This window comes from Olivibacter sp. SA151 (genome assembly GCF_054130995.1).
Window position 1 is genome coordinate 4,390,312 of sequence record NZ_CP096391.1, and the last position, 24,131, is coordinate 4,414,442.

A 24,131-nucleotide genomic window follows, 5' to 3' on the forward strand; every position below is an offset into this window, starting at 1 on the left:
TGTTAAAGTAATACCTGCTGTTTAGTCTTTGCAGACTCCAGTCCCGCTTCTAACACGCGAAGGGTTTGCCAACCATCCCTGAAATTTGGTTCAATAGATCCCTTACTGACGATTGCTTCCATAAAGTCGGCCACCGCATGGACAAAAGTGTGTTCATAGCCGATGATATGTCCAGCCGGCCACCAATGATCGGTATAAGGATGAACAGGTTCAGTGGCTAGAATTCTCCGAAAGCCTTGCTGTACAAGTTCCTCTTGGCGGGAGAAGAACTGTAGTTCGTTCATGCGTTCCAAGTTAAAGGTCAGGCTCCCGTCGCTACCGTATATTTCAAAGGTCAGGCTGTTTTTTCTTCCGGTTGCAAAACGTGTCGCTTCGAACGATCCAATCGCTCCATTTGCAAATTGTACCTGCATAAGCGCGGCATCCTCCACCGAGACCTTGCCCATTTGATTCCCCCGTGCTTTGCCCTGTAGGTTGCCTGTAGATGACTCATCTGCCAATGGACGTTCCTTGACAAAGTTTGCTGTAAGGGCCATTACCGATTTTATCTCCCCCACCAGATAATGGGCTAAGTCGACCGCATGTGAATTTAAATCCCATTGCGGCCCCGCCTGTGCCACGTTTTTATCGAGTTGCCAAGTTAACGGAAACATAGGATCTACAATCCAATCCTGCTGGTAAGCACAGCGCCAATGAAAAATTCGCCCAATTTTTCCGTCATTGATCAGCCGTTTCGCCAATGCAATTGCGGGCACCCGTCTATAGTTATGATTCAGATAATGCACCACGCCCCGATTCTCGCATACCCGCCACATCTCTTCCGCCTGCCTGCTGCTCATGGCTAGGGGTTTTTCACAAAATATATGCTTCCCTTCTTTTGCTGCTGCTATTACCACCTCATGATGAAGGTGCTGCGGTAGCGCAATATCTATAACATCGATAGTGGGATCATTAACCAGCTTTCGCCAATCGGTTTCCGTTTGCTCCCAGCCCCACTGTTTGGCAAACGCCCCAAGGGCTTCCGCATGCCGTCCGCACACCGTTTTTAACACGGGGTTACAGGGCAGATCAAAAAACAAAGGAGCTTTTTTCCATGCGTTACTATGTGCACGGCCCATAAACTTATAACCAATCAACCCAATACAAAGTGCTTTATCCATAAATGATTTGTTTAGTAATATGCTTTAACGTTTCGATACTTTGGTTCACCACTTCTCTTTCCCTATTGGTATATTTTGGATGCAAGCAATCAATTTCGACTGCTAAAAATCCTTGATAATCCTGAGCCTGTAGTATACGTGCGAGAGCAGCGTTATCTATTAGTCCTTCTCCCGTCGGCACGCAAGAGAAAAAATACCACTCATTAACCGGCACACCCTTTACCGGTAACAGGTCTTTAATATGGGTAGCATAAACATATGGAGCCAATTTCTGCATTGCTTGTATCGGGTCGTCCAGCACACGAAGAAAATTTCCTGTATCGAAGTTTACGCCGAAATACTTGGAATCAATCCGCTTAACCAGTTCCAGTATTTCTTCGGCATTGAAATCAATATGGTTTTCAACAGCAAGTTTTATATCATATTTTTTCGCCACCTTTACTGCCTGTTCGAATTGTTCGGTGAGTAAGTCTAGCTGCTTCCGATGGTCTTCAAATCTGAATTGAAGGCTACTCCCCACTACGCGCATCACGGACGCGCCTATCTGATGTGCATACTCAATATGTTCTATCAGCTCGTCCAATGCCTTCAAATTCTTACCGCCCTCTAAACCATCCGGATGTCCCCAGGCATACACCCTATCCAATCCTAAATTGTCCAATTGCTGCTTCACCGCTTTTAGGTATTCCGGGTTAAACCGAGGAATAAAACAGGATTCTAAGGAAACCCCATCAATTTCGAACTCATCCAATTGCGCTAAAAAAGTTTCAAAAGACAAACGTTGATCCGGCGCATCCTGCATAGGATATACTTCTCCAAACAGCCTATGGAAACAGTAACTATCAATACCGATCTTCATAATACGCATTATTTTAGGTTTACAAATTTATAATGGTGTACGTTAACTTTTTTCTTTATAGAAATAGTTAACGTTAACTATAGAGACAAAACTATAATATTATTAAAAACATTGCAAATTTTTTTAATATTTTTTTGTTTTATTCCTTCAGCTTTCTATACATTTGAAAAAAAAAACGCAAAGCCATTAAAACCAAGAATAAAGTCATCGGAATCAAAGATATTGCAGAACATGCCCAGGTATCCATTGGGCCGGTAGATCGTGTACTGCATAATCGAGGAGGCGTATCCGAAGCTACTCGGCAACGCATTTTAAAAGCGATTGAGGAATTAGGATATAAACCGAACATCCTGGCCAGTCGTTTAAAATCGGGCAAGGTGTACACATTCGCCGTCCTAATACCGAAGGCGACCAAAAAAATACCCTTTTGGCAGCAACACCAAGAAGGTTTTGACCGCGCACTTAAAGAGCTAGAGCAATATGGCATTCAAATAGAGGTTTTCCATTTTTATCAGAATAAGGAGCAATCGTTCAAACAAGCTGTTGACAAAGCGATTGCCGGTAATTTCGACGGCTTTCTGATCGTTCCGATCTTTCGTAAACAAAGTGATCGTTTGATTCTGCATTGCAAGGACCAGGGAATACCGGTTATTTTCTTCGATAGCAATTTACAAGAGGTAGATGCTCTCAGCTTCATCGGTCAACATTCGCATGACAGTGGCAAACTAGCAGCTGATATACTACATCATTGCCTAGACCCCGAAGAGGAACTCCTTGTAGTACGCATTGTCGAAAAAGAGGACAACCATTCTCATTTTTTAGCAAGAGAACGAGGCTTTAATAATTTTTTTCGACGTCAAAACCGCATCATCCACCATTATGCGGCAGAGAACCTAAACGACAAAGCGTTAAAGGCCGCTTTAGTACACTTTATAAATACGCATAACCGTGTAAAGGGCATATTCGTCAGCAATGCTATACATAAAGTGGCCTCAATCTTTGAAGAGGAAGGTATACATAATGTTAAATTGATTGGCTACGATCTCATCGAAGAAAATGTTGCTTATTTAAAAAAAGGTGTGATCAATTTCCTTATTAATCAGAAACCTCAATATCAAGCATATTTGGGAATCAAACTTTTATATGAGTATCTCGTATTGAAACGACCCATCGAAAAGGCTTATTTTATGCCCTTGGATATACTAATGAAAACTAATATAGACTATTATCGGTAGCGCGACTTAACTACAGGCAGTATTTTCATCATGTTTATGCTATGATCGGTCAACACAAAAATAATCCGAAAACAATTATACGAACAAGTGTACCTTTTCGCCAACACGATTGTTTCCGGATTATTTCCACAGACACATATCATTTGAACGAACCCATACATTATCATGAAAATTTCGAATTGGTCTTTCTTAGCAATGCGCGTGGAGTCACGCGACGGGTGGGCGATCATGTCAGCGAATTGAGAACTGACCACGAGCTTGTCCTTATTGGGCCTAATCTACCGCATGGATGGGATCGTGTGCGGGGCGGTGAAAAAACCATCAAAGAGTTTGCCATCCAATGGCCTAACGATTTATTCGATGACAAGCTGCTTCGTCGACACCAATTCTCCGATTTGCGGCATTTACTGGATCGCTCTAATCGAGGACTTGCCTTTAGTCAACCTACCATACAAGCTGTTCGGCTACGAATCGAAAGCATTCAATGGTCTGATAATTTTGACACCTTCCTCGAGCTCATCGGTTTATTACATCAACTGGCGTTAGATCGCGAGAACACTACCTTATCACGTCGATTGTATCAGGAACATATCGCAATAAAAGCGAACTGCCTACGTACTGAGAAAGCTCTGGCTTATATGAAACAGCACTATGGGCAAAACATTAGTCTTGCGAATTTGGCTGATTTGGTTAATATGACAGAAGGTGCTTTCAGTCGTTTCATCAAAAAGAAGACTGGTCAAAGCTTCATAGAAACACTCACTAATATACGAATTAATCGCGCCGTACGTTTGCTCGTCGAAACTTCTTTAAGCGTAAACGAGATCGCCTTTCAGTGTGGCTTCCAGAACCTTTCAAATTTTAATCGGCTTTTCAAAAAGGCGGAGGGGTTGACACCGACTCAGTTCAGGGCTAAATTCATGCCCTGAAACCTCTCCTAGTAATGCAGACTCCCTTCTAATATCTTATCCGTTGCCGCTTTTTTTTCACTGCCATCCATTAAAAAAGTAAAGCAGGAATCCGGCACCTGCCTGTTATTTCGTTCGTTCATTTGCTTCCAAGTAACGAGCCAGGATTTTTAGTTGAGGTTTATCTTTTCCGTTAATAGGTTCAACCGCCAGTTTATAGTTTCCCCACCTGGGTCCTGCCGCCCAGTAGGTGCCGTACACGCCGTTTTGCTGCATATAGGCTAATACCTTATCAAGTACTTCCAACCATCTTTCATCATCGTCAGGCACACCATATTCACCTACGAAACCCCTTTTTTTATGTTTCGCAAGCCAATCTATAAAAGGCTTCACTCTATTTACACCTATTTGTTCAGTGGCCTCTTCTTCCTCAAACGAATATTTATAAGCACCACTACCATCCTTGTCAAAGTAAACATGGGCTTCGTAAATGATTTTATTCGCAGGATCCTGCAGATCTTTGAGATGAGTGCTAAATTGCAACCACTTCGCGGCCGAACTCCATGCGTCGCCCCCTACTATGATAGGTGTTTCACTATCGACTATCCGAATCGCCGTTATTAATTGTTGTGCTATTTGAAACCAAGAATCAGTTGATGGCATGTCATGTGGTTCGTTCATCAATCCGTAACCCCAAATGTTCTTTTTATACCGCAACGCTTTCGCGATTTTCACCCATGCATCTACAAGAGAATTTGTTGAGATCTTGCTTGTCCCCACAAGTTCATAAACTTCCCCCACTTTTCTCCTGCAATAGTTATGCATATCCGGAATAATCCACAAATTTCTTTGAGCAGCATGATCAATAAAATCAATTATTCTTTTCAGTTCTGCCGTATCAAGAGGCCCGCCCATTACCGGTTGAATACGCTCCCATTTAAAAGGTAATCGAAATAATTTAAACCCTTTTGCTGCAAAGTAATCCAATTCCATTTCTGTTGGATAGTAATAATCTTCTCCGTAAACGCCAGGAAAATTTTCTCCGAAGTCGGCCCCTGCCAAGTTAAGTCCAAATGGTGCCGTCGGCCGAGTCTGTGAAAAACATACAGAACACAAAAGAAAAAGGCTAAACAAAAAAGTAATTTTTTTCATCATTTTTAACATGGTGATTCAAGCAATTATGAATGGATGATTTCAAAGCTACTGCTTTAATTGCCTGTCAAATAATACTTTTTAGGCCAATGTTGGTGTTTTCTTAACCCTTTTTTTATTCTCCGCTTGCGTGCGTTATATTAGCCAAATAAACTGAACAAAAATGCGTCAACCAACCATCTATCTATTTATTGTTCTCTTTCACTTAGGCTATCATACTAGCGTAGGTCAATTGCATATTAGTCCGGGAAAGCACTATATTGAAGAAGCCGGACGCCCTTTTCTTTGGATCGGCGACACTGCTTGGGAACTTTTCCATAAGCTGAGCCGTGAAGACGCCAAGTATTATTTGCAAACTCGAGCTAAACAAGGGTTCACGGTAATCCAAGCTGTTTTATTAGCGGAACAGGACGGCTTGCGAACACCAAACTATTACGGTGATCTCCCCTTATACGACTTCGACCCAAAAAAACCAAATGAAGCGTACTTTGAACATGTAGACACCATTATCAATATGGCAAGGGAGTTAGGCCTCTATCTCGCCATTTTACCAACTTGGGCCGACAAAGTTAAATCTGACAGACCTGGCAAAGGCCCCGTTGTTTTCAATACCGATAATGCATACGTATACGGTCGTTTTTTAGGCACACGTTACGCCAATAGCCCTGTCGTTTGGATGCTTGGAGGCGACAGAAACGTGTTGAATGACAGCGTAAAAGCGATTTGGGCACAAATGGCCAAAGGCTTACAGGCGGAAGGTAAACACGCGAAACTTATAACCTATCATCCGGCGGGAGAATCTTCATCATCTCAATGGTTTCATCAGGCATCTTGGCTTGGTTTCAACAGTTATCAAACCGGCCATGCATATCCCTATTTCCCTGTTTATAAATTTGCGGCTCGAGACTATGCCTTACAACCGATAAAACCCGTGATCGACGCGGAGCCCGCCTACGAAGATATTCCAATCCGTTTTTGGGAATTTATTGACTGGACCGGTAAAGAACGTGTGCCACCACATATACTAGATGACAAGAAACTGATCAAGGATAAAAATTTTTTTAAATATGGCTATTTTTCGGATTACGACGTTCGGGTACACGCCTACTGGAATTTTTTGTCAGGTGCGTGCGGATATACGTATGGTCATCATGCAATTTGGCAATTTTTCTCAGCAAACGATACGTTCGACATCCCCTGCCTCCAAGAGTGGAAAGCATCCCTTAAACGACCAGGTGCAGCTTCCATGCTACCATTGAAAAAGATCCTGACAGCACGAAACTTCGCACAGCTCATTCCCGATAACAGCTTAATTCTAGGCAAAAATAACAACGATAGCACCTATCTCTGCGCTGCGCGTGCAGAAGGCAACAGTTTTGCGTTAGTCTATGCTGCCCGTGGCCAACAATTTACTATCAATTCGACAATATTTAGCGGCAAACTCATTGCCCATTGGTATAGACCCAAAGATGGCTATATCATTCCGATTCCTTTATCTAAAGGATCACAACTACTTACATTTGTTCCGCCAACAAGCGGAAAAAATCACGATTGGCTCTTGGTTTTAGATGTCGAAGAAGCTAATTTGCCTAGTTTGTCATCTTCTTTCCCTTGATACACAAAGTGGCTACTTAGGCTTTTGAAAATATCGAAAGTCTCTTCTAGTATACTTTTAGACGAAGTTCATGCTTTTATTACTTATTTCGGACGATAGTCGAAGGGAAACTCACTAGTCCGCTCTTCAGTTCGTAATAATAAAATAATGACAAGACGCTATATTTCGAAAAGCCAAATTAAATGGTTAAACTTGTATTAATTTAACAGCATTATTTTGTTAAATAATATGAAGAAAATAAGCAATATACAAATACCGGTTTTTGTCATTCATGAGCTCATCATCCGTCTGCAAGAAATCGACCCTTTAGTTGGCGAATACAAAAGCCATTACTTCTCAACAGAAGACGCTGTTGTTGAGACTAGTTATTTACAGCTGAGATTTCCTATGTATTTACTTCGAAAGCAATTTCAGGATCCCGAATTAATCAGTCAGGATGAACTGCGACAGCAATTGCCTTTTTACTTAGGGGCTTAATACCAGTGGAGAGCTTGTTACACAGTACCATCGCAACTGCCACTATTTTACAACTTAACCACTTTCCTACTCAACGTTTCAACTATTCAACTACCTAACTGCTCTCCAAGCCACAATAAACATTAGAAAAATCTGCTTTAGCTAAATCACTTTTGTGAATAACGAAATAAATCTCACCCGCATCCCAGAAACAAAATCCGGGTAATCTATCTGAGCTGACCTTGAGTAACACCGTAAAGTCGTTAGCATTTCCTCGTAGCTGATCGGCTGCCTCAATTTGCGGAGAATCATGTTGTTTGAATACATAACTATTCATGCTATGTACCGGTTTTACAGATAAGGTGTGCTCCTCCAATTGTCTTCTCAAATTCTCTGTTTGTTCGTACTCTTCTTCCAGGGCCGATAAGCTGGCGGCTTTCCCTTTATACAGACTGTCATCATTATAAAAATGAGGCACACTTACATATTTACCTACCTTTACACGATAGGGAGCAAAAACACCGTGGTCATCATAAATAAAATCATCTTCTATCTCTAATTCGGCAGCCGAAATTAATACATCCGTTTCCTGAGCATAAATCACTTTGGCGTTAAAATCTTCCTGATCCGTGATGAAAAAATAGAGTAGCCCTTGCCGAGGAAGGTAATTTTGATATGAGGCAAGTTCTTTACAATTTATTTGTGCAATGAACTGATATCCCATTACACGATTATCATAGGTTGTAAAAACGGGATATGTAATGCCACATGGTAAGTCAGGCAATCCTCCAAATCTCGTATTCCCTCGATCGGAATAATCATCCGGATCTGTGGTTTCTAATGCCACAGATGCAAAGGCTAATGATCTGATCCCCTCCCTATAAGGCTCCCAATATTCCTCCACGAGCGCGTAACTCAACTGCTTTTCTAATTCGATATCATAAAGGCCAGAAAAATTTTCAATCGGACTCACGCCGATCGTCACCCATTCATCACCCTTGTTATACGTTGCACGAATACTTTCCAGCACAACTCCAGGGTTCTCGAAAATATCCGGCACTGTCATTTCAAATAAACTTGTCCTAATTGTTTGCATAGCCTATTAATCGGTTGAAAAATCATTATTAATCTCTACGGATATTAATGATATGGTTGTTTTTCATTAATTCGTTTAAGTCTGTTTTTGATAGGAAAACGATACTTTTGCCATAGTCCTTCGCATGATGTCGGCGAATGACACTCAATTTAGATGCACCAGGCACTTCATAATCATTGACGCGAAACCCAAGGGAGTCTCCTTTAAATTGGCTAAGCAGATACAAGGTATAGAACCCATTTGATTGTTTAATACCGTATACATCACCAACTTGTGGTCGCTGCAAATAGTTGGCTGTCTGCCTATCTTCGTTCACAATGGCAATAGATATGAACACTATCAGGATTACACCGAGTAAAAGTCCACTAAAATATTTCCAGGGTATACTCGGCTTCTCGCCTGGGATAGATTGTGCTAAACTTAACGGCATCTCCTTTCGGCTCAAGGTTTGACGGCAGTGTGTGCAATGACTAAGCGACTCTGTTCGATAACTAAACATCGGTATCCAAAAAATATGAAAATAGCGTACATAAAAATGGAGTCCTACTGATTGTTCAGAACCGCAATAGGTGCAATCGAACTTAGGCTTACCGGCCCGTATTAATCTTTTCCCTGTTCCAAAAATGATCATATCATAAAAATTAGTTTCTACCGACTTCCATTTGTTTTAGTCGCCGTATAACGAATCGGAACATTATCGATTGTTAGATTATCAATATATACAGAAACCTGTGTACTGGCATAGCCATAGCCGTCACCAGATGCGAAACTTTCCGAGGTTGCGCCTACCGAGGCATCTTTAAAAGCAATAGTTCTTAAAGTTTTCTTTTCCCCGGTCGCCTCCACAGTGATCACACCATCCGCTTTATCCATTTGTCCACCGATCCATTTTAATAGAAATTCATCGGTATTTTGTTGAAAATCAATACTCACGATATAAGCATCATAAGCAGAATATCCCATTGAGGGGCCGTCGCCCCTAGGTTTCGTACACGAGTAAGCAAAACTATTCAATAAATAACTCTGAGATTTCTTGCTTTTCGAATCCGTTAATTTCAGTCGAATTGTACGATCTCCCTGTTGTCCAAATGCGGAAAGCACTAAGACAAGGCAAAAAAAAGTATTAAAAAAAATTTGTTTCATTTTTCTGTTTTTTATAAAGCGACATCCTATTCATAGGATGGATAATCTTCGTTGTTTAAAAATTAAATTTTCCTTCAAACAGCTTTCCTATGAATGGCACAGGCTTCTTTACTTCATTAAAAGCCGTAATGATACCTAACAGTAATAAAATCAATGGAATCAAAAGGATCAGGTAGCATAAGGTAGCTAAGCTAGGTAAGAGAGTTAACACCACTGTGGTGAGTATGCTCAATATAATATGAAAAATAAATATACCGAGCGCTTGACTTAGATGATAGCCCACCAAACTGCTTTTTTCTTCCGATTTTTGATAATTCAGGTAAGCAATAACCCATCCGATGATTGTCAGATAGGCTATAATTGACATATTTTTGTTCGTCATGATAATAATAATTGTTTAAAAATGAACAGGGCAAAACTAGCTTGAATTGACAATAATGCCTGAAATCAGAGACCTATACACCGTCTACAAGAAAAAAACATTCGACTACAAAGCGTCTACAAAAACCTCAAAAGAAACTGCCTGTCAATATTTTAGCCAATTATTCCCATTTTTTGAACCCCATCTTTTTTCTATTTTTGAACATGCATTGGTTAAACAAGTCCCTACTTCTTATCTGCATTTCGCTTTTTACTATCCTTTATCACTCAAAAGGGCAGGAAATTTATATCGACTCATTAGCGCATCTTTTAGCGCAACCAAGCACGACGCTGCAGGAAAAACCGCTCCTTTTATGTAAGCTGGCGAAAGCCAATACCGAAAAGGATCTAAAAAAATCGTTTAAACAAGCGCGGGAAGCGATTCATATCGGACATAAGCTAAACACTTATGAAGGGCCCGCCATTGGTTTTGCGACGCTCATTTATCTCTATATACAAGCCAACGATATAAAACAAGCCTATGAGAGCCTCGATAGCGCTTTGTATTATGCCTCACGAACGAGTGACCCGGTCGCAAAAGGCTTTGTTGAATTCAGAAATGGGTGGCTTGACTTAGTGAACGGGGAAAGTGACAAATCCATCACTAAGTTATTGAAGGCGCTCGATTTATTCAAAACAGTGAATTTTTATGAATACGAAGCCACTATTTATCACTATCTCGCCAGTATCTATGGGTATGGCAACGATGTCAATAAACAATTGGCCTATGCGCGTCTTAGCTTTGAAAGTGCTAAAAAAAGTGGACAAGTGGACGCCTTAAACACAGCTTACTTCACGGTAGGACATAGTTTCTATGACCGCTTTAAACTGGATACAACCAAGCATGATCTGCTCGACTCTGCCTTGATTTATAACAAGCGGTCTATTCGACTGTCTACCATTCAACGCGGACGTCTAATCGCACAAAGTAATACCGCGGCAGCGGCGTTGAACATTGCAAATAGCTATTTCAAACATTTTCCCAATACTTATAAAGACAGTGCAGACAAGTACATCGATTTCGCTATTGAAATCGCAAAGCGGACAAACTTACATGAAGTGCTTATGAATTGCTATGGTATTCGTAGTGAGTACGCGCTGCGCGAGGGAAGATACGACGAAGCAGAGAAGACGCTGCTTAACGGTTTAGCTGCACTTGAAGGTAATGTCCTTAAAATGCCGGTAACGAAAGCACGCATATTTCTTGCTTTGTCCCGAATCGCCGAAAAAAAAGGTTCAGAGAAGACTGCCTTAAGCTACCTAAAACAGCATATTGCATACAATCAAGAGGCTTTTGATGAAGAAAAAATAACCAATATCCAGAAAATGGAAGCCCGGTACAGTATGGCCAAAAAAGAACAGGAAATAAGTTATCTAAAGAAGCGGAACTTTCTATACTTGATCATTGGTCTATCCTGTATCCTTACACTATTGTTTCTACTTAGTTCTTATAATTACAAACTAAAAGCTTCAACAAGAAAGCAAGCCCTTATTGATCGGGAAAAAGAAGAAGCTCAGTTAAAAGCGCAATTAAAGGAGGCAGAGGCCAATAGACTGCATGCCGAACAAGTGCTGTTAAAAGAACGCGAGGAGCGCTTACAGAAAGAGATTCTTGCAGGAACGCTGCAGATTGAAGAAAAAAATGGTTTACTGGAAATGCTATCTGATAAAATCGCGGAAAAAGGTCATCTTTCTGTTGATGAACAGATTAAGCGAATCGTCCAGCAGCAGAAAAGAATGGATAAGGAATTTGAAGGTCATAAGACCGATTTTTTTGAAAGCGAATCGCAGTTCTTTGAGAAGTTACAGGAAAAAGCGAATCATACCCTTACCCGATTAGACCTCAAATATTGTTCTTATATTTTAATGGGGCTCTCGAATAAGGAAATATCGACCCGTTTAAGTATCGAACCAAAGAGCATCCGCATGGCAAGATACCGCCTTAAACAAAAACTTGGCCTTGACAAGAATGATCAGCTGGACCAGTTTATACAACAGGTAGGACGCCTAACATAAGAAGCTTAATTTTAATACCTTATAACCAAAACAAAAGTAAAACTTAACCAATAGTTGTTTATTTTTCCAAAAATTTGTACGTTTGTGCTCCGATTTGGCTATACGACTACTTAGCCACTTTTTCTGTAATCTAAAAATCAATTGTTTTGATTGAATTTGGTGTTTTTGGCGGTGGCAGCTGGGCTACTGCTCTAGTAAAAATTTTAACAGACAATAAACTAATAGTTAATTGGTATTTAAGACGGACAGAGCAAGCAGAGGCAATACAAAATGCAGGCAGTAATCCTGATTACCTAAACTTTGTTACTTTAAATACGGAATATTTACAGTGCAGCTCTCAGAAGCAGTTTGTAGCACAAAAGAGTACTATTATTCTATTCGCCGTTCCCAGTGATGGTCTCTCTGATTTATTGATTGGTTTTGATAGAAAATGGATCCATAACAAAGCTGTATTGAGCGCCGTCAAAGGAACTGTCGGTGAAGAGCACGAGCTACCAAGCGCCTATATATCGAGGCAATTAATTATACCGAATAACCTTCAAGGTATTTTGGCAGGCCCCTGTCATGCTGAAGAAATCGGCCATAGAAAAAAAACTTACTTGACAATCGGCGCGGTTGATCCCCATTGGCAGCAAATGTTACAAACCTGCTTTTCAGCAGATTATCTTGACGTTCGTATAAATGCAGATATTACGGGAATCGAATGGGCCGCGATCTACAAGAATGTAGTTGGTCTGGTATCCGGAATGGCTAAGGGGTTACGTTACGGTGATAATTTTATCGCTGTTTTAGTGGCCAACGCTTTGGCGGAATTGAGAGAAGTTCTCCGGCATATGGGCAGTAATGCCGAAATCCTCAGTTCTTCTTATGCAGGCGATCTTTTAGTGACCGCGTATTCGGCTCACAGTCGTAACCGTCTTTTTGGTGAGATGATCGGCCGCGACTATAGCGTCGATAAAGCAAAAGATTCCATGAACATGGTAGCTGAAGGTTATGGAGCAACACGCGGGCTCTATCAGACTACCCGGAATTTTCCCTTGAAGCTACCGATCTTACAAACGGCTTATCGTGTATTATTTAAGTATATGCCTGTATTAACTGAGTTTAAACTTTTGGAACAAAAATTAACATAGCATGATACTAGCAACAGACTTAGACGGAACTTTCTTAGGCGGTGAAATGAACCAGCGAATGGAACTCTATCGCCTTATTAAAGAGGCGAAAGACTTTACGCTGGTTTTCGTCACAGGTCGAGGCCTCGAAACAGTCATTCCCCTATTAAACGACCCGCTAATTCCTACACCCGATTATATCATCGCTGATGTAGGAGCTACCATCGTCAATGGACACACGTTGGATAAGATTGAACCGATCCAATCGGAAATAGAACGCAACTGGACGGAAGTCTTTGATTTACGGCAAGCACTTGCAACAATTGAAGGCATTGAGCCGCAAGAAGTACCACAGCAGCGACGGAGCTCTTTTTATTATTCAAACGGAGTTGATCTAACGAAAGTGATGGATATAGCCGAAAAGAAAAATCTGGACGTCATTACATCCGTCGATAAATATTTGGATTTGCTTCCTAAAGGCGTAAATAAAGGTTCTACACTTCGCAAACTTATTAATATGTTAGGTGTAGCAGATGAAAGAGTGCTCGTGGCAGGCGACACAATGAACGATCTCGCCATGTTTCAAATTGGTTGTAAAGGTGTTGTCGTCGGAGCATCAGAGGCTGCTTTATTCGATACCACTGCTAAAAACCAAGATGTTTACCACGCCAAACAGCCAGGGGCCGGAGGCATCTTGGAAGCCATGCAGCGACTCGACTCTTTTCGTAAGCTATTCCCGGCAAATAAGACCGCAAAAGTAAAGCGAAAAGCCACTAAAAATCAATTGGTTATTGTCTATCACCGACTCCCTTATGAAAAATCAATGATCAAGGGCCAAAGCGTACGCCACGCACCAAAAAGTCCCAACGGTATTATTCCCTCCTTGCTCGGACTTTTTGAAAATGGTCGTGCCGGTATCTGGGTAGGCGAAGAAGCGCAACAAAAAGACGGAAAAGAAGTAGGTAATCAATTGATCGACGCGCAGAAATATCCAAAGCTGTGGAGCTCTACCATTTCTTTATCCAAAAAAGATATTGATCAGTTTTATCGGGTGTTTTCCAAGGAGGCCTTTTGGCCAACTATTTTTTCCTTTGTAGATAAAGCAAGATTCAATCACGAAGATTGGAACCATTACCTTCGTATCAATAAAATTTTTGCCGATCGTGTAGCAAAAGAAGCCGATCACGGTGCTTTTGTTTGGATTCACGAATACAATCTCTGGATGGTACCTGCCTATTTGAAGCCTTTACGACCTGACTTGAAAATTGGCTTTTTTCATCACACCTCCTTCCCAGGTGCTGATGTTTTTAATATCCTTCCCTGGAGGAGGGAAATCATCGGTTCGCTGCTGTTGTGCGATTTCATTAGTTTTCATATCCCGCGTTATGTAGAAAATTTTGTTGACGTACTCCGAAGTCACGTGCCGTTTCGGGTGGTTAAAACAATCAATGCTGCCAAACAATTTCTTACTTATAGCTGTGCCTTGGGTGTGGAAAGCATGACAAAAATTATCGAGGTGGAAGGTCGCAAAATTCGCTTAGGAGCCCAACCCGTTGGGGTAAACATGGCAAGCATCAAGCGCGCACTAACCTTTCCAAAAGTAAAACAGCATATTCAACGCATGCAAGTAGCGAAGCATAAGAAAGATATCAAAACGATTCTTTCGATAGAGCGTTTGGATTATGTAAAAGGGCCCTTGGAAAAGATAAAAGCTTTTGGTGAGTTCCTGGAAGATTACCCGGAATACCGGGAAAAGGTAGCGTTGATCAATATCTGTACGCCCCCTTCGCAGGGAATGAAGATTTACGATCAAGTTCGAGATGAACTGAATCAAGCCATTGGTGAGATTAACGGTAAATATGCTACCATGGATTGGCTTCCAATCCAATATTTCTACCGTTCACTACCTTTTGATGAAGTAGTTACTTATTATGGTATAAGTGATATAGCTTGGATTACACCGCTCCGAGATGGGTTAAATCTAGTTGCGAAAGAATATATTGCAACGAAAGGACTATTAAACGACTTCAGTGGAGCATTGGTGTTATCTGAGTTCGCAGGAGCTTCTGTGGAGCTACCTTATGCTATTTTAACGAATCCTTACGATCGGAAAAGTATGATTGAATCGCTGCTAAAAGCACTGATGATGGATGAACAGGAACAAGCGATCCGTATTCAACGCTCCTTTGAAGCGGTTTCTCATTTCGACGTGGAATACTGGGGCAAGGATTTTGTACAAGAACTCGAGAAGTCGTAACAGACAGTGTTTATATAAATCAACAGATCCCCGCAAAGCACGTTGCGGGGATTTTAAACAAGTACCAAATCAATATTTTTGTGCGCAGCTACAATGGATTTGAGCATCTCAAAATAGGTTTCCCCGGTGCCGTTTTCAAGCGCTATTAATTTCTCCCTAAAATATTCTTTATTAAAGAGAGCACCTTGTTGAAGCTTATCTTCATAGTAGGCCTTAGTCGCCTTATAACCTAAAGCTTCTTGCATTCGTTCAACGTTTTTCCACACAAACCTTACTTTTTCGCAATCTTTCATAGCCCCAAAGCCACCATATAACAGATCGTTAAACGCATCAAGGCTGTTCCCTATCTTCCAATCTTCATCCGACATAAAGACCCGATTGATTTCCTCATAAAACGAAGCAATGTCATGAATATGCAAACCGTCAATAGCTATTTCCTTGATCATCAAAGTAAATTAATGATTTTTTTGATTATTTACAAAGCGCTCGGTATCATCATATTCCTGCGAACCTCCCCCCACTGCACGATAAAGTGCTATAACTGCTTGCCATTGTTGCAATTGATCATCAATTCTGTCCATCTGTGCATTCAAAAGGTTCTGTTCAGATAATAGCACATCCGTATAATTCGTTGCAGAACTATACCGAAGCAACTCTTTGGTAAAATCAACTGCTTTTTCGAGCGATCTTAATTCGTTACGTCTGCTCGTTTCTTTTAACGAAGCGCTTTCCAAAGAAAACAAGGCATCCGAAACTTCCTTCCCCGCCGTCAACAATGTTTTATTAAAGTTGTAAAAAGCCTCCTGCTGCTGAGCCTCGGCCGTCTTTAAACGGGCCTTATTTACACCACGATTAAAGACAGGCTGTGTTAAGCCGCCCATAATATTAGCAAACAGGCCTGCATTAGTAAACCATTCAGAAATGTCAAAACTGGTAAACCCTCCGGCGGCAGTGATATTAAAACCGGGATAAAAAGCGGTTTTCGCAACATTGACCTGTTCAAAGGCAGTTCTGAATACCAGCTCCGCCTCGGCAACATCCGGACGAAAACGTAATAATTGAACGGGAATACCGGCCGATAGGTCAAGCGGTAGCTTTTGATTTGAAAGAGCCGTTCGCTCAATAGCTCCGGAAGGTCGACCAAGGAGCAGACATAGAACATTTTCAGTTTCCCTAATTTGTCGTTTAATATCTGGGATGAGCACTTCTACTGCATATTGATTCGCTTCGCTTTGCACTACTGCTGCGCCGTTAACCACCGCCGAAGCTTTAAGCTCCCGCATCGTCAGGACGTCCTTCTTGCGGTTTTCAAGAGTCAATTCCAACACCTTCAGTTTCTGGTCTAACGCAAGAAGTGCATAATAATTGGTTGCAATGTCAGCTACCAACTTGCTTCGTATTGCCCGCTGTGCGGCCTCCGTGGCCAACAGATTGGCTAATGCAGCTTTTTTACTACTCTTGAGACGTCCCCAGATATCTGCTTCCCATGCCATGGTAAGGCCCGCGTCATATTGGGTAGCATTATTGATTAAACCATAACCCTGCGGAAAAGCCAATCTCGACCGTTTAATAGACGCCGTACCATTTATCTCGGGAAAAAAGGCTTGTCGACTTTGACTAAAGGCTGCCTCAGCGGCAACAATGCGTTGTATTCCCATTTTAAGGTCTAAGTTCTCTTCCAACCCATCGGCTATTATTTTTCGAAGAGCAGTATCTGTAAAAAAATCCGACCAATTTTTCGAAGCAACCGTATTGCTATCAGCTTGCGTTTGGCTTCGGTAGCTCGATATTATCTTCGCGTCGGGTGCATCATATTTTTGAGTCACCTTACAAGACGCTATTATTGACAAAATCACAACAATTAGCCCTTTATTTCTGTATTTCATGATTTTCCTATTATCAATTCCCTAAACTTATAACGATGGCGCTTCCATCACTTTTTTCTCCCAATTGTCTTCATTTTGTTCCCTGATCGTTCGTCCGCTAAGGCGCTCATGCAACGCCTGGAACATAACAAACAGTGTCGGAATCACGAAAATACCGAACACGGTACCTATCAACATACCTCCCACCGCGGCAGTGCCAATGGACCGATTGCTTAAAGCCCCCACTCCCGAAGCCAGCATTAAAGGCAATAATCCAAAAACAAAGGCAAAAGACGTCATCAGAATAGGCCGTAGCCTAGCCGAAGCACCCGATATCGCTGCACGCACTAAACTTAAACCACTGTTACGACGCTGGACGGAAAACTCCACGATCAAAATGGCATTCTTAGCCAACAATCCAATAAGCATAATTAGACTGATCTGAAGAAAAATATTATTATCAAGCCCTCCTAGGCGTGCAAACAAAAAGGCTCCTGCCAGACCTATTGGTAGGGATAACAGTACAGCAAATGGAAGGATATAGCTTTTGTACTGGGCGCTGAGCAGAAAGTAGACAAAAATGAGACAAAGCCCAAATATCATCAGTGTCTGATTACCACTATTAATCTCTTCCCTCGTCAAGGCACTATAATCAAAATCAGTCCCCCTCGGCAGTGTTTCCTGAGCGACCTCTTGTATGGCGCGAATAGCGTCACCTGAACTATAACCGGGATTGGGAGCTCCATTTACGGTAGCCGAAGTGTATAAGTTGAAACGATTAATGAACTCCGGGCCACTGGTACGTTCTAGCGTTACAAACGTGGAAATAGGCGCCATTTCTCCGTTATCATTTCGCACGTAGATTTTTTCCAGATCTGCTTCCTCTGCACGGTAACTGGGGTTGGATTGAACGAGTACTTTGTATTGTTTACCAAAACGATTAAAATCGGATGCATAGATTCCGCCCATATATCCCTGCAAAGTCCTTAATAAACCGCCAACATCTACCCCTGCCTCCTTAGCCAAAGGAACGTTAACCTTCACCTGATATTGCGGTAAATTGGTATTAAAGGGTGTGGCAGCATACATAATCTCCGGGCGCTTGCTCAGGCCTGCCATAAATTTACCAGCAGCAGCTCCAAAATGTTCGTAGGTACCGCCGGTTTTATCCAGTAACTGAATTTCAAAACCGCTATTATTACCGAAACCCTGTAGGGTGGGAGCCGCAAAGAAGATGATATTTGCTCCACGAATATGCCTTGTCTTAGCGAATAACTTTTCTACCAAGCTGTTGATGTCTTGGCCTTCACCGGTCCGTTCTTTCCAAGGTTTAAGTGCGATAAACATTGCACCATAAGAGCCTCCAGTCCCACTTATTAGGTTCATGCCTACCAAACGGGAGCTAAGTTCCACTTCGGGCATACTTCGTGCGATGCTATCGACCTCGTTGGCTATCCTAGTTGTCTGCTCTAGTGTCGATGCAGGCGGTAAGATAATATCGCCGTAGATTGCACCCGAATCTTCGTTAGGAACAAATCCTGTTGGCGTGGTTTTCAAAAAAAAGATGAGCAGCGTAGAGAATAATACGATACCGCTTATGGCAAGCCACTTATGCTTGATAAGCAGCTTTACAGAACGAATATATCGATCGCTTAACGCCGCAAAAGCAGTATTGAACATGATAAAGAAACGCCGCAACCAATTTCTTTTTGTATGCGCTTCATCTGTTACTTCATGAGATTTTAGAAATAAGGCACAAAGTGCCGGACTTAAAGTCAGTGCATTCACTGCGGAAATGATGATGGCGACAGCCAAGGTAATTCCAAATTGTTTATAAAATACGCCCGCAGATCCTTGAATGAAAGTAACCGGGACAAAAACGGCTGCCATAATCAGTGTAATGGAGATAATGGCCGAGCTAATTTCGTTCATCGCATGTAAGGTGGCCTTTCGTGCCGACTTTGCTCCCTGACCAATCTTGGCATGAACCGCCTCCACAACAACTATCGCATCATCCACGACAATACCAATGGCTAACACCAATGCGAATAAAGTAAGCAAGTTCAGGGTGAAGCCAAATATTTTTAAGAAAAAGAACGTTCCTATAATCGCTACAGGCACGGCAATTGCCGGGATCAATGTTGAACGAAAATCCTGTAGAAAAATAAAAACAATAATAAACACCAAGATAGAGGCTTCTACGAGTGTTTGAACCAACTTAGCAATCGAGGCATCCAGAAAACTGTTCACATTAATAAAAGTCGTCCACTTAACCCCCGAAGGGAAATCAGCTTCCGCTTTTTTGAGCATCTCAACAATCCGCTCATTGATCTCGTGCGCATTCGCACCTGCAGTCTGGCTAATAGCTCCACCTGACGAAGGGAAACCGTGGGCAGTAAGATCGGTATTATAGCTAAAGGCACCGAGCTCAACGGTAGCAACATCTTTCAAGCGAAGCAGCTGTCCATCCCGAGTTGCTCGCAGTACAATATCTTCAAATTGTTCCGGTTTTTCCAATCGCCCGGTATATTTGAGTACATATTCAAAGGTTTTACTACTGTTTTCACCTAACTTTCCGGGAGCTGCCTCTAGGTTCTGTTCAGCGAGGGCTGCTAATACATCATCCGGTACCAATCCGTAAGAAGCCATGACATCCGGCTTTAACCAAATACGCATCGAGTAAGTTTGATCGCTCCATACTTGCACATCGGCGACGCCCGGTATACGTTTCAGCTCCGGTACAATATTGATACGCATATAGTTATCAAGAAAATTGACATCGTACGAGTTGTTTTCGCTGTAAATCAAAAAACCGAAGATCTCCGCATTCAGTTTTTTGGTGGTCGTAATTCCCGTTTTGATCACCTCCGCCGGCATTACACCCGTTGCCTTTGCCACCCGATTCTGTACATTCACGGCCGCTAGGTCGGGATCCGTGCCCTGTTCAAAATTAACGGTAATAACGGCCGTTCCATCGTTACTCGCTTTGGAAGTCATATAGGTCATATGTTCTACGCCATTGATCTGTTCTTCCAAAGGAATGATAACACTTTTCATAACTACGTCGGCATTGGCGCCCTGATAAGAAGCCGTTACCTGCACCGTTGGCGGCGCAATCTCGGGATATTGTGAAATTGGAAGCGTAGTTAATCCCAACAGTCCGAGTATAACTATGATAATGGATATAACGGTCGATAGCACCGGATTGTCCACAAATTTCTTTAACATGATTTCAAAATTTAAAGGTAAAGCAGTGGCTAGGGCATGCTGTTAAGGATGCCGTTACCCAAAAAAGCGACATTTTTTTATCGCTTGGTTGTAATAGCTACTTGATTTCTAGGTTTTATTTTATCACCGTCTTTAATTGCCCCTACATCTTTCATTACGATGCGGTCTCCACTATGCAAACCACTGTTTACAACAAAAGCATCACCAACAGGCAGTGCATTCACGGTGATTTCAACCGAGTGTGCCGTATTGGCGCTATCAACGGTCATTACAAACTTTTTCCCCTGTACCTCAAAGGTGGCCTTTGCCGGTACAATAAGTGCATCCTCTATTAGGCGGGCAATACGAAGCGTAGCGCTGCTCCCGCTGCGGATCATTCCGGCCTTATTGGGGAAAAGTGCACGCATGGCAATGGCACCTGTGCCCGTATTGATCAAACCGCCGGTGGTCTCTATACTACCCCTTTCTGTGTAAACACGTCCATTTGCTAATATTAATTGCGCAGGAGGTATTCGTTTTAACACATCATGAATAATAGGTTGATCTTTAGGATTATCGATTAGTTCAAGAAACTGTTTTTCGGAGAAGGAAAAGTAAACATGAATATTGGAAATATCTGACAGTACCGTCAACGCTTCTTCACTGGTACTGCTTACCAAACTTCCGATTTTGTACGGAAGTGTGCCGATAACACCATCGGCAGGGCTGCGGATAATTGTATAACCGAGGTTGGTTTGTGCATTTTGCAGCGATGCTTTTGCTTGGGCCAATTCTGCCTGCCTCGCTTCCAATTCTAAGTGAGCTGATTGCAGCTCGTATTCGCTGATTATCTCCTTTTTCACTAAAGGCTCCGTTTTTGCAATCTGCATCTTCGCGGTATTAACGGCAGCGTCGGCTCGTTTAACAGCGGCCTGGGCAGTAAGCACTTCCTGCTCATATTGCGGGTTGCTGATACGGAATAATAGCTGGCCTTTCTTTACTTGCGCACCCTCATCTACCAGTATTTCCGCAATATAACCATCTATTTTAGGACGAATCTCCACATTTTGCTGGCCTCGCACCGTAGCCGGGTGGTCAAAATACAACTCAGCATCACGCGGTGCAACGGTCATCACATCAAATTCCTGTAATGTGGCAGGGGTAGTAGATTGGCTGCCCTGCCCGCAGCCACTTAGCAAGGCAAGCACTATTCCAGCCATGCCAATATGGTAAGTGTACTCCATGTTATTTCATTTTTTTCCCTTATTCAATATGACCTCAAAGGTATAGACAAAAGAATAATAAACAAAGTATTTACTTTGTTTATTATGTAAAATGAAAATCATTTTAGATAGTCTCCATTGCAGTTAATGGCATATAAATAAAAACCGATTACTAACTGTACTGGTATTGAAACAAATCAATAATACAGGAGTCTATAAGCAATACTTCAGTCAAGAATATGGAATACCTAAAACACAACATCACGCTTGTATCTTTTCTTATTTTACTTGTCCTTTTGTTTCAAGAAGCAATTGCTCAGAATCAGGCAAAAGACATCGAAATACAGATACTTAAACAAGATAGTCTTTTCTGGCATGGATATAATACCTGTGACATTAAACTTCAAAGCCAACTGATCAGTGATGATATCGAGTTTTATCATGATAAAGGTGGCGTTACGCTGGGAAAAGCAGCCATGATCGCAAGCATAAAGAATAACCTCTGTAGTTCAACTTTTAGATTGCGGCGCGAGCCGATTGACGGAACCGTACAAATCCATCTGTTACGTTCTGTCGATTCGATATATGGTGCGTTGATTACGGGAGAACATATCTTTTATCTAAAAGAAGAAAACAAAAATGAGCACCTAGACGGACGTGCCCTTTTTGCCAATTTATGGTTATTACGCGATGGGAAGTGGCTTATGAGTCGAGTTTTAAGTTATGACCACGGGCCAGCGAAATATATCAATAGGAGAAAAGAAATCACATTAACACGCAAAATGCTTCAATCATACGAAGGCACTTATAAAGGACCGCAAAGTGGCGAGATAAAAGTTAGTGTGAAAGACAAGCATTTGAGCTTAACAATCGGTTCGAAAAGTTTCGAAATCTATCCAGAAACTGAAGGTTTATTTTTTATGAAGGAAAGAGACTTAACATTTCGTTTCATTAACGATGATAAGCTTGGTAAGAAAGTCGTCATTTGCGAATTCGGAGATATTGTAGAAGAAGCAGCACATTTTCAGCAGTAGTTTCAGATCGGAAAGCATGCCTATTATTAATTTTAAAAAATCTTTCTTTATATTTGCATAACTGGTTATGTAATTAGTTATTCAAAATGGATTTATTCGAAAAAACGGGAAAGATGGCGCTAGGAAGCCGTCTGCGATTATTAACAGCAAAAGTTACTGAAGATGCCGCTCGCATTTATAAGTTATATGACGTCGATTTGGCACCGAAGTGGTTTCCGGTATTTTTCATCTTAGCAGAAGAAGGTGAAAATACCATTAGTGAGATCGCTAACAAAATCGGCCACTCTCAACCATCGGTCAGCAAAATTATCCGCGAGATGACAGCTGCAGGTTTGATATTGGAAAACCGCAAAACAGACGACAAAAGAAGAAATGTAGTCGCGCTGACAAAAAAAGGAAGACTGCTAGGCGTCAAAATAAAAGATCAGTATGCGGATGTCAATGCTGCTATTGACACGCTGATTTCAACTGCACAGCATAATTTATGGGAAGCCATGGAAGAGTGGGAATTTCTGCTAGATCAGCAGTCACTCTACAAACGGGTGATAGAGCAAAAAAAAATTCGTGAAAGCAAAGATGTAACGATTGTAAAATATAATCCCGTTTATCATACTGCCTTCAAAACACTCAATGAAGAGTGGATTTCCACTTATTTTGAACTTGAAGAAGCCGATCGCCAAGCGCTGGAAAATCCGGATCAATACATCCTGAACCCGGGAGGTAAGATTTTCGTAGCTTTATATCATGGCGAGCCGGTGGGTGTTTGCGCACTGATTAAAATGAACGATCCAGACTATGATTATGAACTCGCAAAAATGGCGGTATCTCCCAAAGCCCAAGGGAAGAACATTGGCTATCTACTCGGCCAATCGGCAATAGACGAAGCGCGTAAAATAGGCGCAAAAGCTCTTTATTTAGAAAGCAATACGATCCTTAAGCCTGCTATTAATCTATATTATAAGTTAGGTTTCCAAAAAATTAGCGGTCACGTTTCACCCTATAAGCGCTGTAATATTCAGATGTCCTTAATATGTGCCTAGCTAGTCGGACTTTATCTAGATTGTTCTTATTTCGATAGTGACTCGGGCAAATTGATACTACAAAAAAGTCTTCAACCGGGGAGATTGAAGACTTTTAACTAACCAATTATAAACCTAAATTATGATGACACAAAGATAGTGTAAAAAGTACACATTACAAACTATTTTCACCGAAACTTTATACCCGGTAATCGATTCGACATTTTCATGACAATATTGGCTGCTACTAGCAATTGGATTTCGGCATGTGGCTATTCGTATCTCCATCTCAACAAGTGATTTGAGAAACCACAGGCTACTAGTCGCCACACAACGTTTCAACAACTCAAAAAA

General features: G+C 41.6%; 20 protein-coding genes and 1 pseudogene. 10 read left to right on the forward strand and 11 right to left on the reverse strand.

The window, feature by feature from the left end:
- Positions 1 to 2 precede the first annotated feature (2 nt).
- Positions 3 to 1,160, reverse strand: coding sequence for a Gfo/Idh/MocA family protein (locus M1D52_RS18015; RefSeq protein WP_437362896.1), 1,158 nt, complete (start codon positions 1,158 to 1,160; stop codon positions 3 to 5).
- Positions 1,153 to 2,019, reverse strand: coding sequence for a sugar phosphate isomerase/epimerase family protein (locus M1D52_RS18020; RefSeq protein WP_437362894.1), 867 nt, complete (start codon positions 2,017 to 2,019; stop codon positions 1,153 to 1,155). The genes M1D52_RS18015 and M1D52_RS18020 overlap by 8 nt, the downstream gene beginning before the upstream one ends.
- Positions 2,020 to 2,240: 221 nt before the next feature.
- Between M1D52_RS18020 and M1D52_RS18025 the strand changes: the two are divergent.
- The 3 genes and pseudogenes from M1D52_RS18025 to M1D52_RS18035 form a co-directional block, all read left to right on the forward strand.
- Positions 2,241 to 2,354 (forward strand): annotated as a pseudogene (locus M1D52_RS18025) (helix-turn-helix domain-containing protein); the annotation flags it as partial.
- Between the two features lie 42 nt (positions 2,355 to 2,396).
- Positions 2,397 to 3,254 (forward strand): substrate-binding domain-containing protein, encoded by an 858-nt coding sequence (locus M1D52_RS18030; RefSeq protein ID WP_437362892.1) that lies wholly within the window; start codon positions 2,397 to 2,399, stop codon positions 3,252 to 3,254.
- A 143-nt stretch (positions 3,255 to 3,397) separates the two neighbouring features.
- A complete protein-coding gene (locus M1D52_RS18035) occupies positions 3,398 to 4,183 on the forward strand; it encodes an AraC family transcriptional regulator (protein WP_377610307.1) in 786 nt (261 codons plus the stop codon).
- A gap of 105 nt (positions 4,184 to 4,288) precedes the next feature.
- Here M1D52_RS18035 and M1D52_RS18040 read toward each other — a convergent pair whose 3' ends face one another.
- Positions 4,289 to 5,317, reverse strand: a complete 1,029-nt coding sequence (locus M1D52_RS18040; RefSeq protein WP_377610305.1) for a glycoside hydrolase family 5 protein — start codon at positions 5,315 to 5,317, stop codon at positions 4,289 to 4,291.
- A gap of 160 nt (positions 5,318 to 5,477) precedes the next feature.
- Here M1D52_RS18040 and M1D52_RS18045 point away from each other — a divergent pair, with 160 nt between their 5' ends.
- On the forward strand, positions 5,478 to 6,929 hold the full coding sequence (locus M1D52_RS18045) for a glycoside hydrolase family 140 protein (RefSeq protein ID WP_437393363.1): 1,452 nt from the start codon (positions 5,478 to 5,480) through the stop codon (positions 6,927 to 6,929).
- Positions 6,930 to 7,157: 228 nt separating this feature from the next.
- The gene (locus M1D52_RS18050) at positions 7,158 to 7,406 is read left to right on the forward strand and encodes a hypothetical protein (protein ID WP_013665879.1); all 249 of its coding nucleotides are present in this window, start codon (positions 7,158 to 7,160) and stop codon (positions 7,404 to 7,406) included.
- Positions 7,407 to 7,500: 94 nt separating this feature from the next.
- Here M1D52_RS18050 and M1D52_RS18055 read toward each other — a convergent pair whose 3' ends face one another.
- From M1D52_RS18055 to M1D52_RS18070, 4 genes are read right to left on the reverse strand one after another with little or no spacing between them, the layout of a single operon-like run.
- Positions 7,501 to 8,481, reverse strand: coding sequence for a YwqG family protein (locus M1D52_RS18055; RefSeq protein ID WP_437393362.1), 981 nt, complete (start codon positions 8,479 to 8,481; stop codon positions 7,501 to 7,503).
- 28 nt (positions 8,482 to 8,509) lie between these two features.
- Entirely contained in the window at positions 8,510 to 9,112 is a 603-nt protein-coding gene (locus tag M1D52_RS18060) for a hypothetical protein (RefSeq protein ID WP_377478004.1), read from the reverse strand.
- Positions 9,113 to 9,129: 17 nt separating this feature from the next.
- Positions 9,130 to 9,624 carry a type VI secretion system tube protein TssD gene (gene tssD, locus M1D52_RS18065; protein WP_130857126.1) on the reverse strand — a complete coding sequence of 165 codons (495 nt, stop codon included), beginning with the start codon at positions 9,622 to 9,624 and terminating at the stop codon, positions 9,130 to 9,132.
- Positions 9,625 to 9,679: 55 nt separating this feature from the next.
- Positions 9,680 to 10,006: a hypothetical protein gene (locus tag M1D52_RS18070; protein WP_013665875.1), complete on the reverse strand. Its 327-nt coding sequence runs from the start codon at positions 10,004 to 10,006 to the stop codon at positions 9,680 to 9,682.
- A gap of 203 nt (positions 10,007 to 10,209) precedes the next feature.
- On the opposite strand from M1D52_RS18070, the gene M1D52_RS18075 reads away from it, so the two are divergent.
- The 3 genes from M1D52_RS18075 (at position 10,210) to ggpS (ending at position 15,429) form a co-directional block, all read left to right on the forward strand.
- Positions 10,210 to 12,060: a helix-turn-helix transcriptional regulator gene (locus tag M1D52_RS18075; RefSeq protein WP_013665874.1), complete on the forward strand. Its 1,851-nt coding sequence runs from the start codon at positions 10,210 to 10,212 to the stop codon at positions 12,058 to 12,060.
- A 146-nt stretch (positions 12,061 to 12,206) separates the two neighbouring features.
- Entirely contained in the window at positions 12,207 to 13,193 is a 987-nt protein-coding gene (locus tag M1D52_RS18080) for an NAD(P)H-dependent glycerol-3-phosphate dehydrogenase (RefSeq protein ID WP_437393361.1), read from the forward strand.
- 1 nt (position 13,194) lies between these two features.
- Complete coding sequence (gene ggpS, locus M1D52_RS18085; RefSeq protein ID WP_437393360.1) at positions 13,195 to 15,429, forward strand: glucosylglycerol-phosphate synthase; 2,235 nt, start codon at positions 13,195 to 13,197, stop codon at positions 15,427 to 15,429.
- A gap of 53 nt (positions 15,430 to 15,482) precedes the next feature.
- Here ggpS and M1D52_RS18090 read toward each other — a convergent pair whose 3' ends face one another.
- The 4 genes from M1D52_RS18090 to M1D52_RS18105 all read right to left on the reverse strand — a co-directional run bounded on the left by M1D52_RS18090 (position 15,483) and on the right by M1D52_RS18105 (position 21,745).
- Positions 15,483 to 15,875 carry a barstar family protein gene (locus M1D52_RS18090; RefSeq protein ID WP_013665871.1) on the reverse strand — a complete coding sequence of 131 codons (393 nt, stop codon included), beginning with the start codon at positions 15,873 to 15,875 and terminating at the stop codon, positions 15,483 to 15,485.
- Positions 15,876 to 15,884: 9 nt separating this feature from the next.
- Positions 15,885 to 17,315, reverse strand: coding sequence for an efflux transporter outer membrane subunit (locus M1D52_RS18095; RefSeq protein WP_437393359.1), 1,431 nt, complete (start codon positions 17,313 to 17,315; stop codon positions 15,885 to 15,887).
- A 27-nt stretch (positions 17,316 to 17,342) separates the two neighbouring features.
- Positions 17,343 to 20,522 carry an efflux RND transporter permease subunit gene (locus tag M1D52_RS18100; protein WP_437393358.1) on the reverse strand — a complete coding sequence of 1,060 codons (3,180 nt, stop codon included), beginning with the start codon at positions 20,520 to 20,522 and terminating at the stop codon, positions 17,343 to 17,345.
- A 77-nt stretch (positions 20,523 to 20,599) separates the two neighbouring features.
- Positions 20,600 to 21,745 (reverse strand): efflux RND transporter periplasmic adaptor subunit, encoded by a 1,146-nt coding sequence (locus tag M1D52_RS18105; protein ID WP_013665868.1) that lies wholly within the window; start codon positions 21,743 to 21,745, stop codon positions 20,600 to 20,602.
- Positions 21,746 to 21,963: 218 nt separating this feature from the next.
- On the opposite strand from M1D52_RS18105, the gene M1D52_RS18110 reads away from it, so the two are divergent.
- Together M1D52_RS18110 and M1D52_RS18115 are read left to right on the forward strand one after the other, a co-directional pair.
- On the forward strand, positions 21,964 to 22,758 hold the full coding sequence (locus M1D52_RS18110) for a nuclear transport factor 2 family protein (protein ID WP_013665867.1): 795 nt from the start codon (positions 21,964 to 21,966) through the stop codon (positions 22,756 to 22,758).
- Positions 22,759 to 22,844: 86 nt separating this feature from the next.
- On the forward strand, positions 22,845 to 23,798 hold the full coding sequence (locus M1D52_RS18115) for a bifunctional helix-turn-helix transcriptional regulator/GNAT family N-acetyltransferase (RefSeq protein ID WP_457941576.1): 954 nt from the start codon (positions 22,845 to 22,847) through the stop codon (positions 23,796 to 23,798).
- Positions 23,799 to 24,131 lie beyond the last annotated feature (333 nt).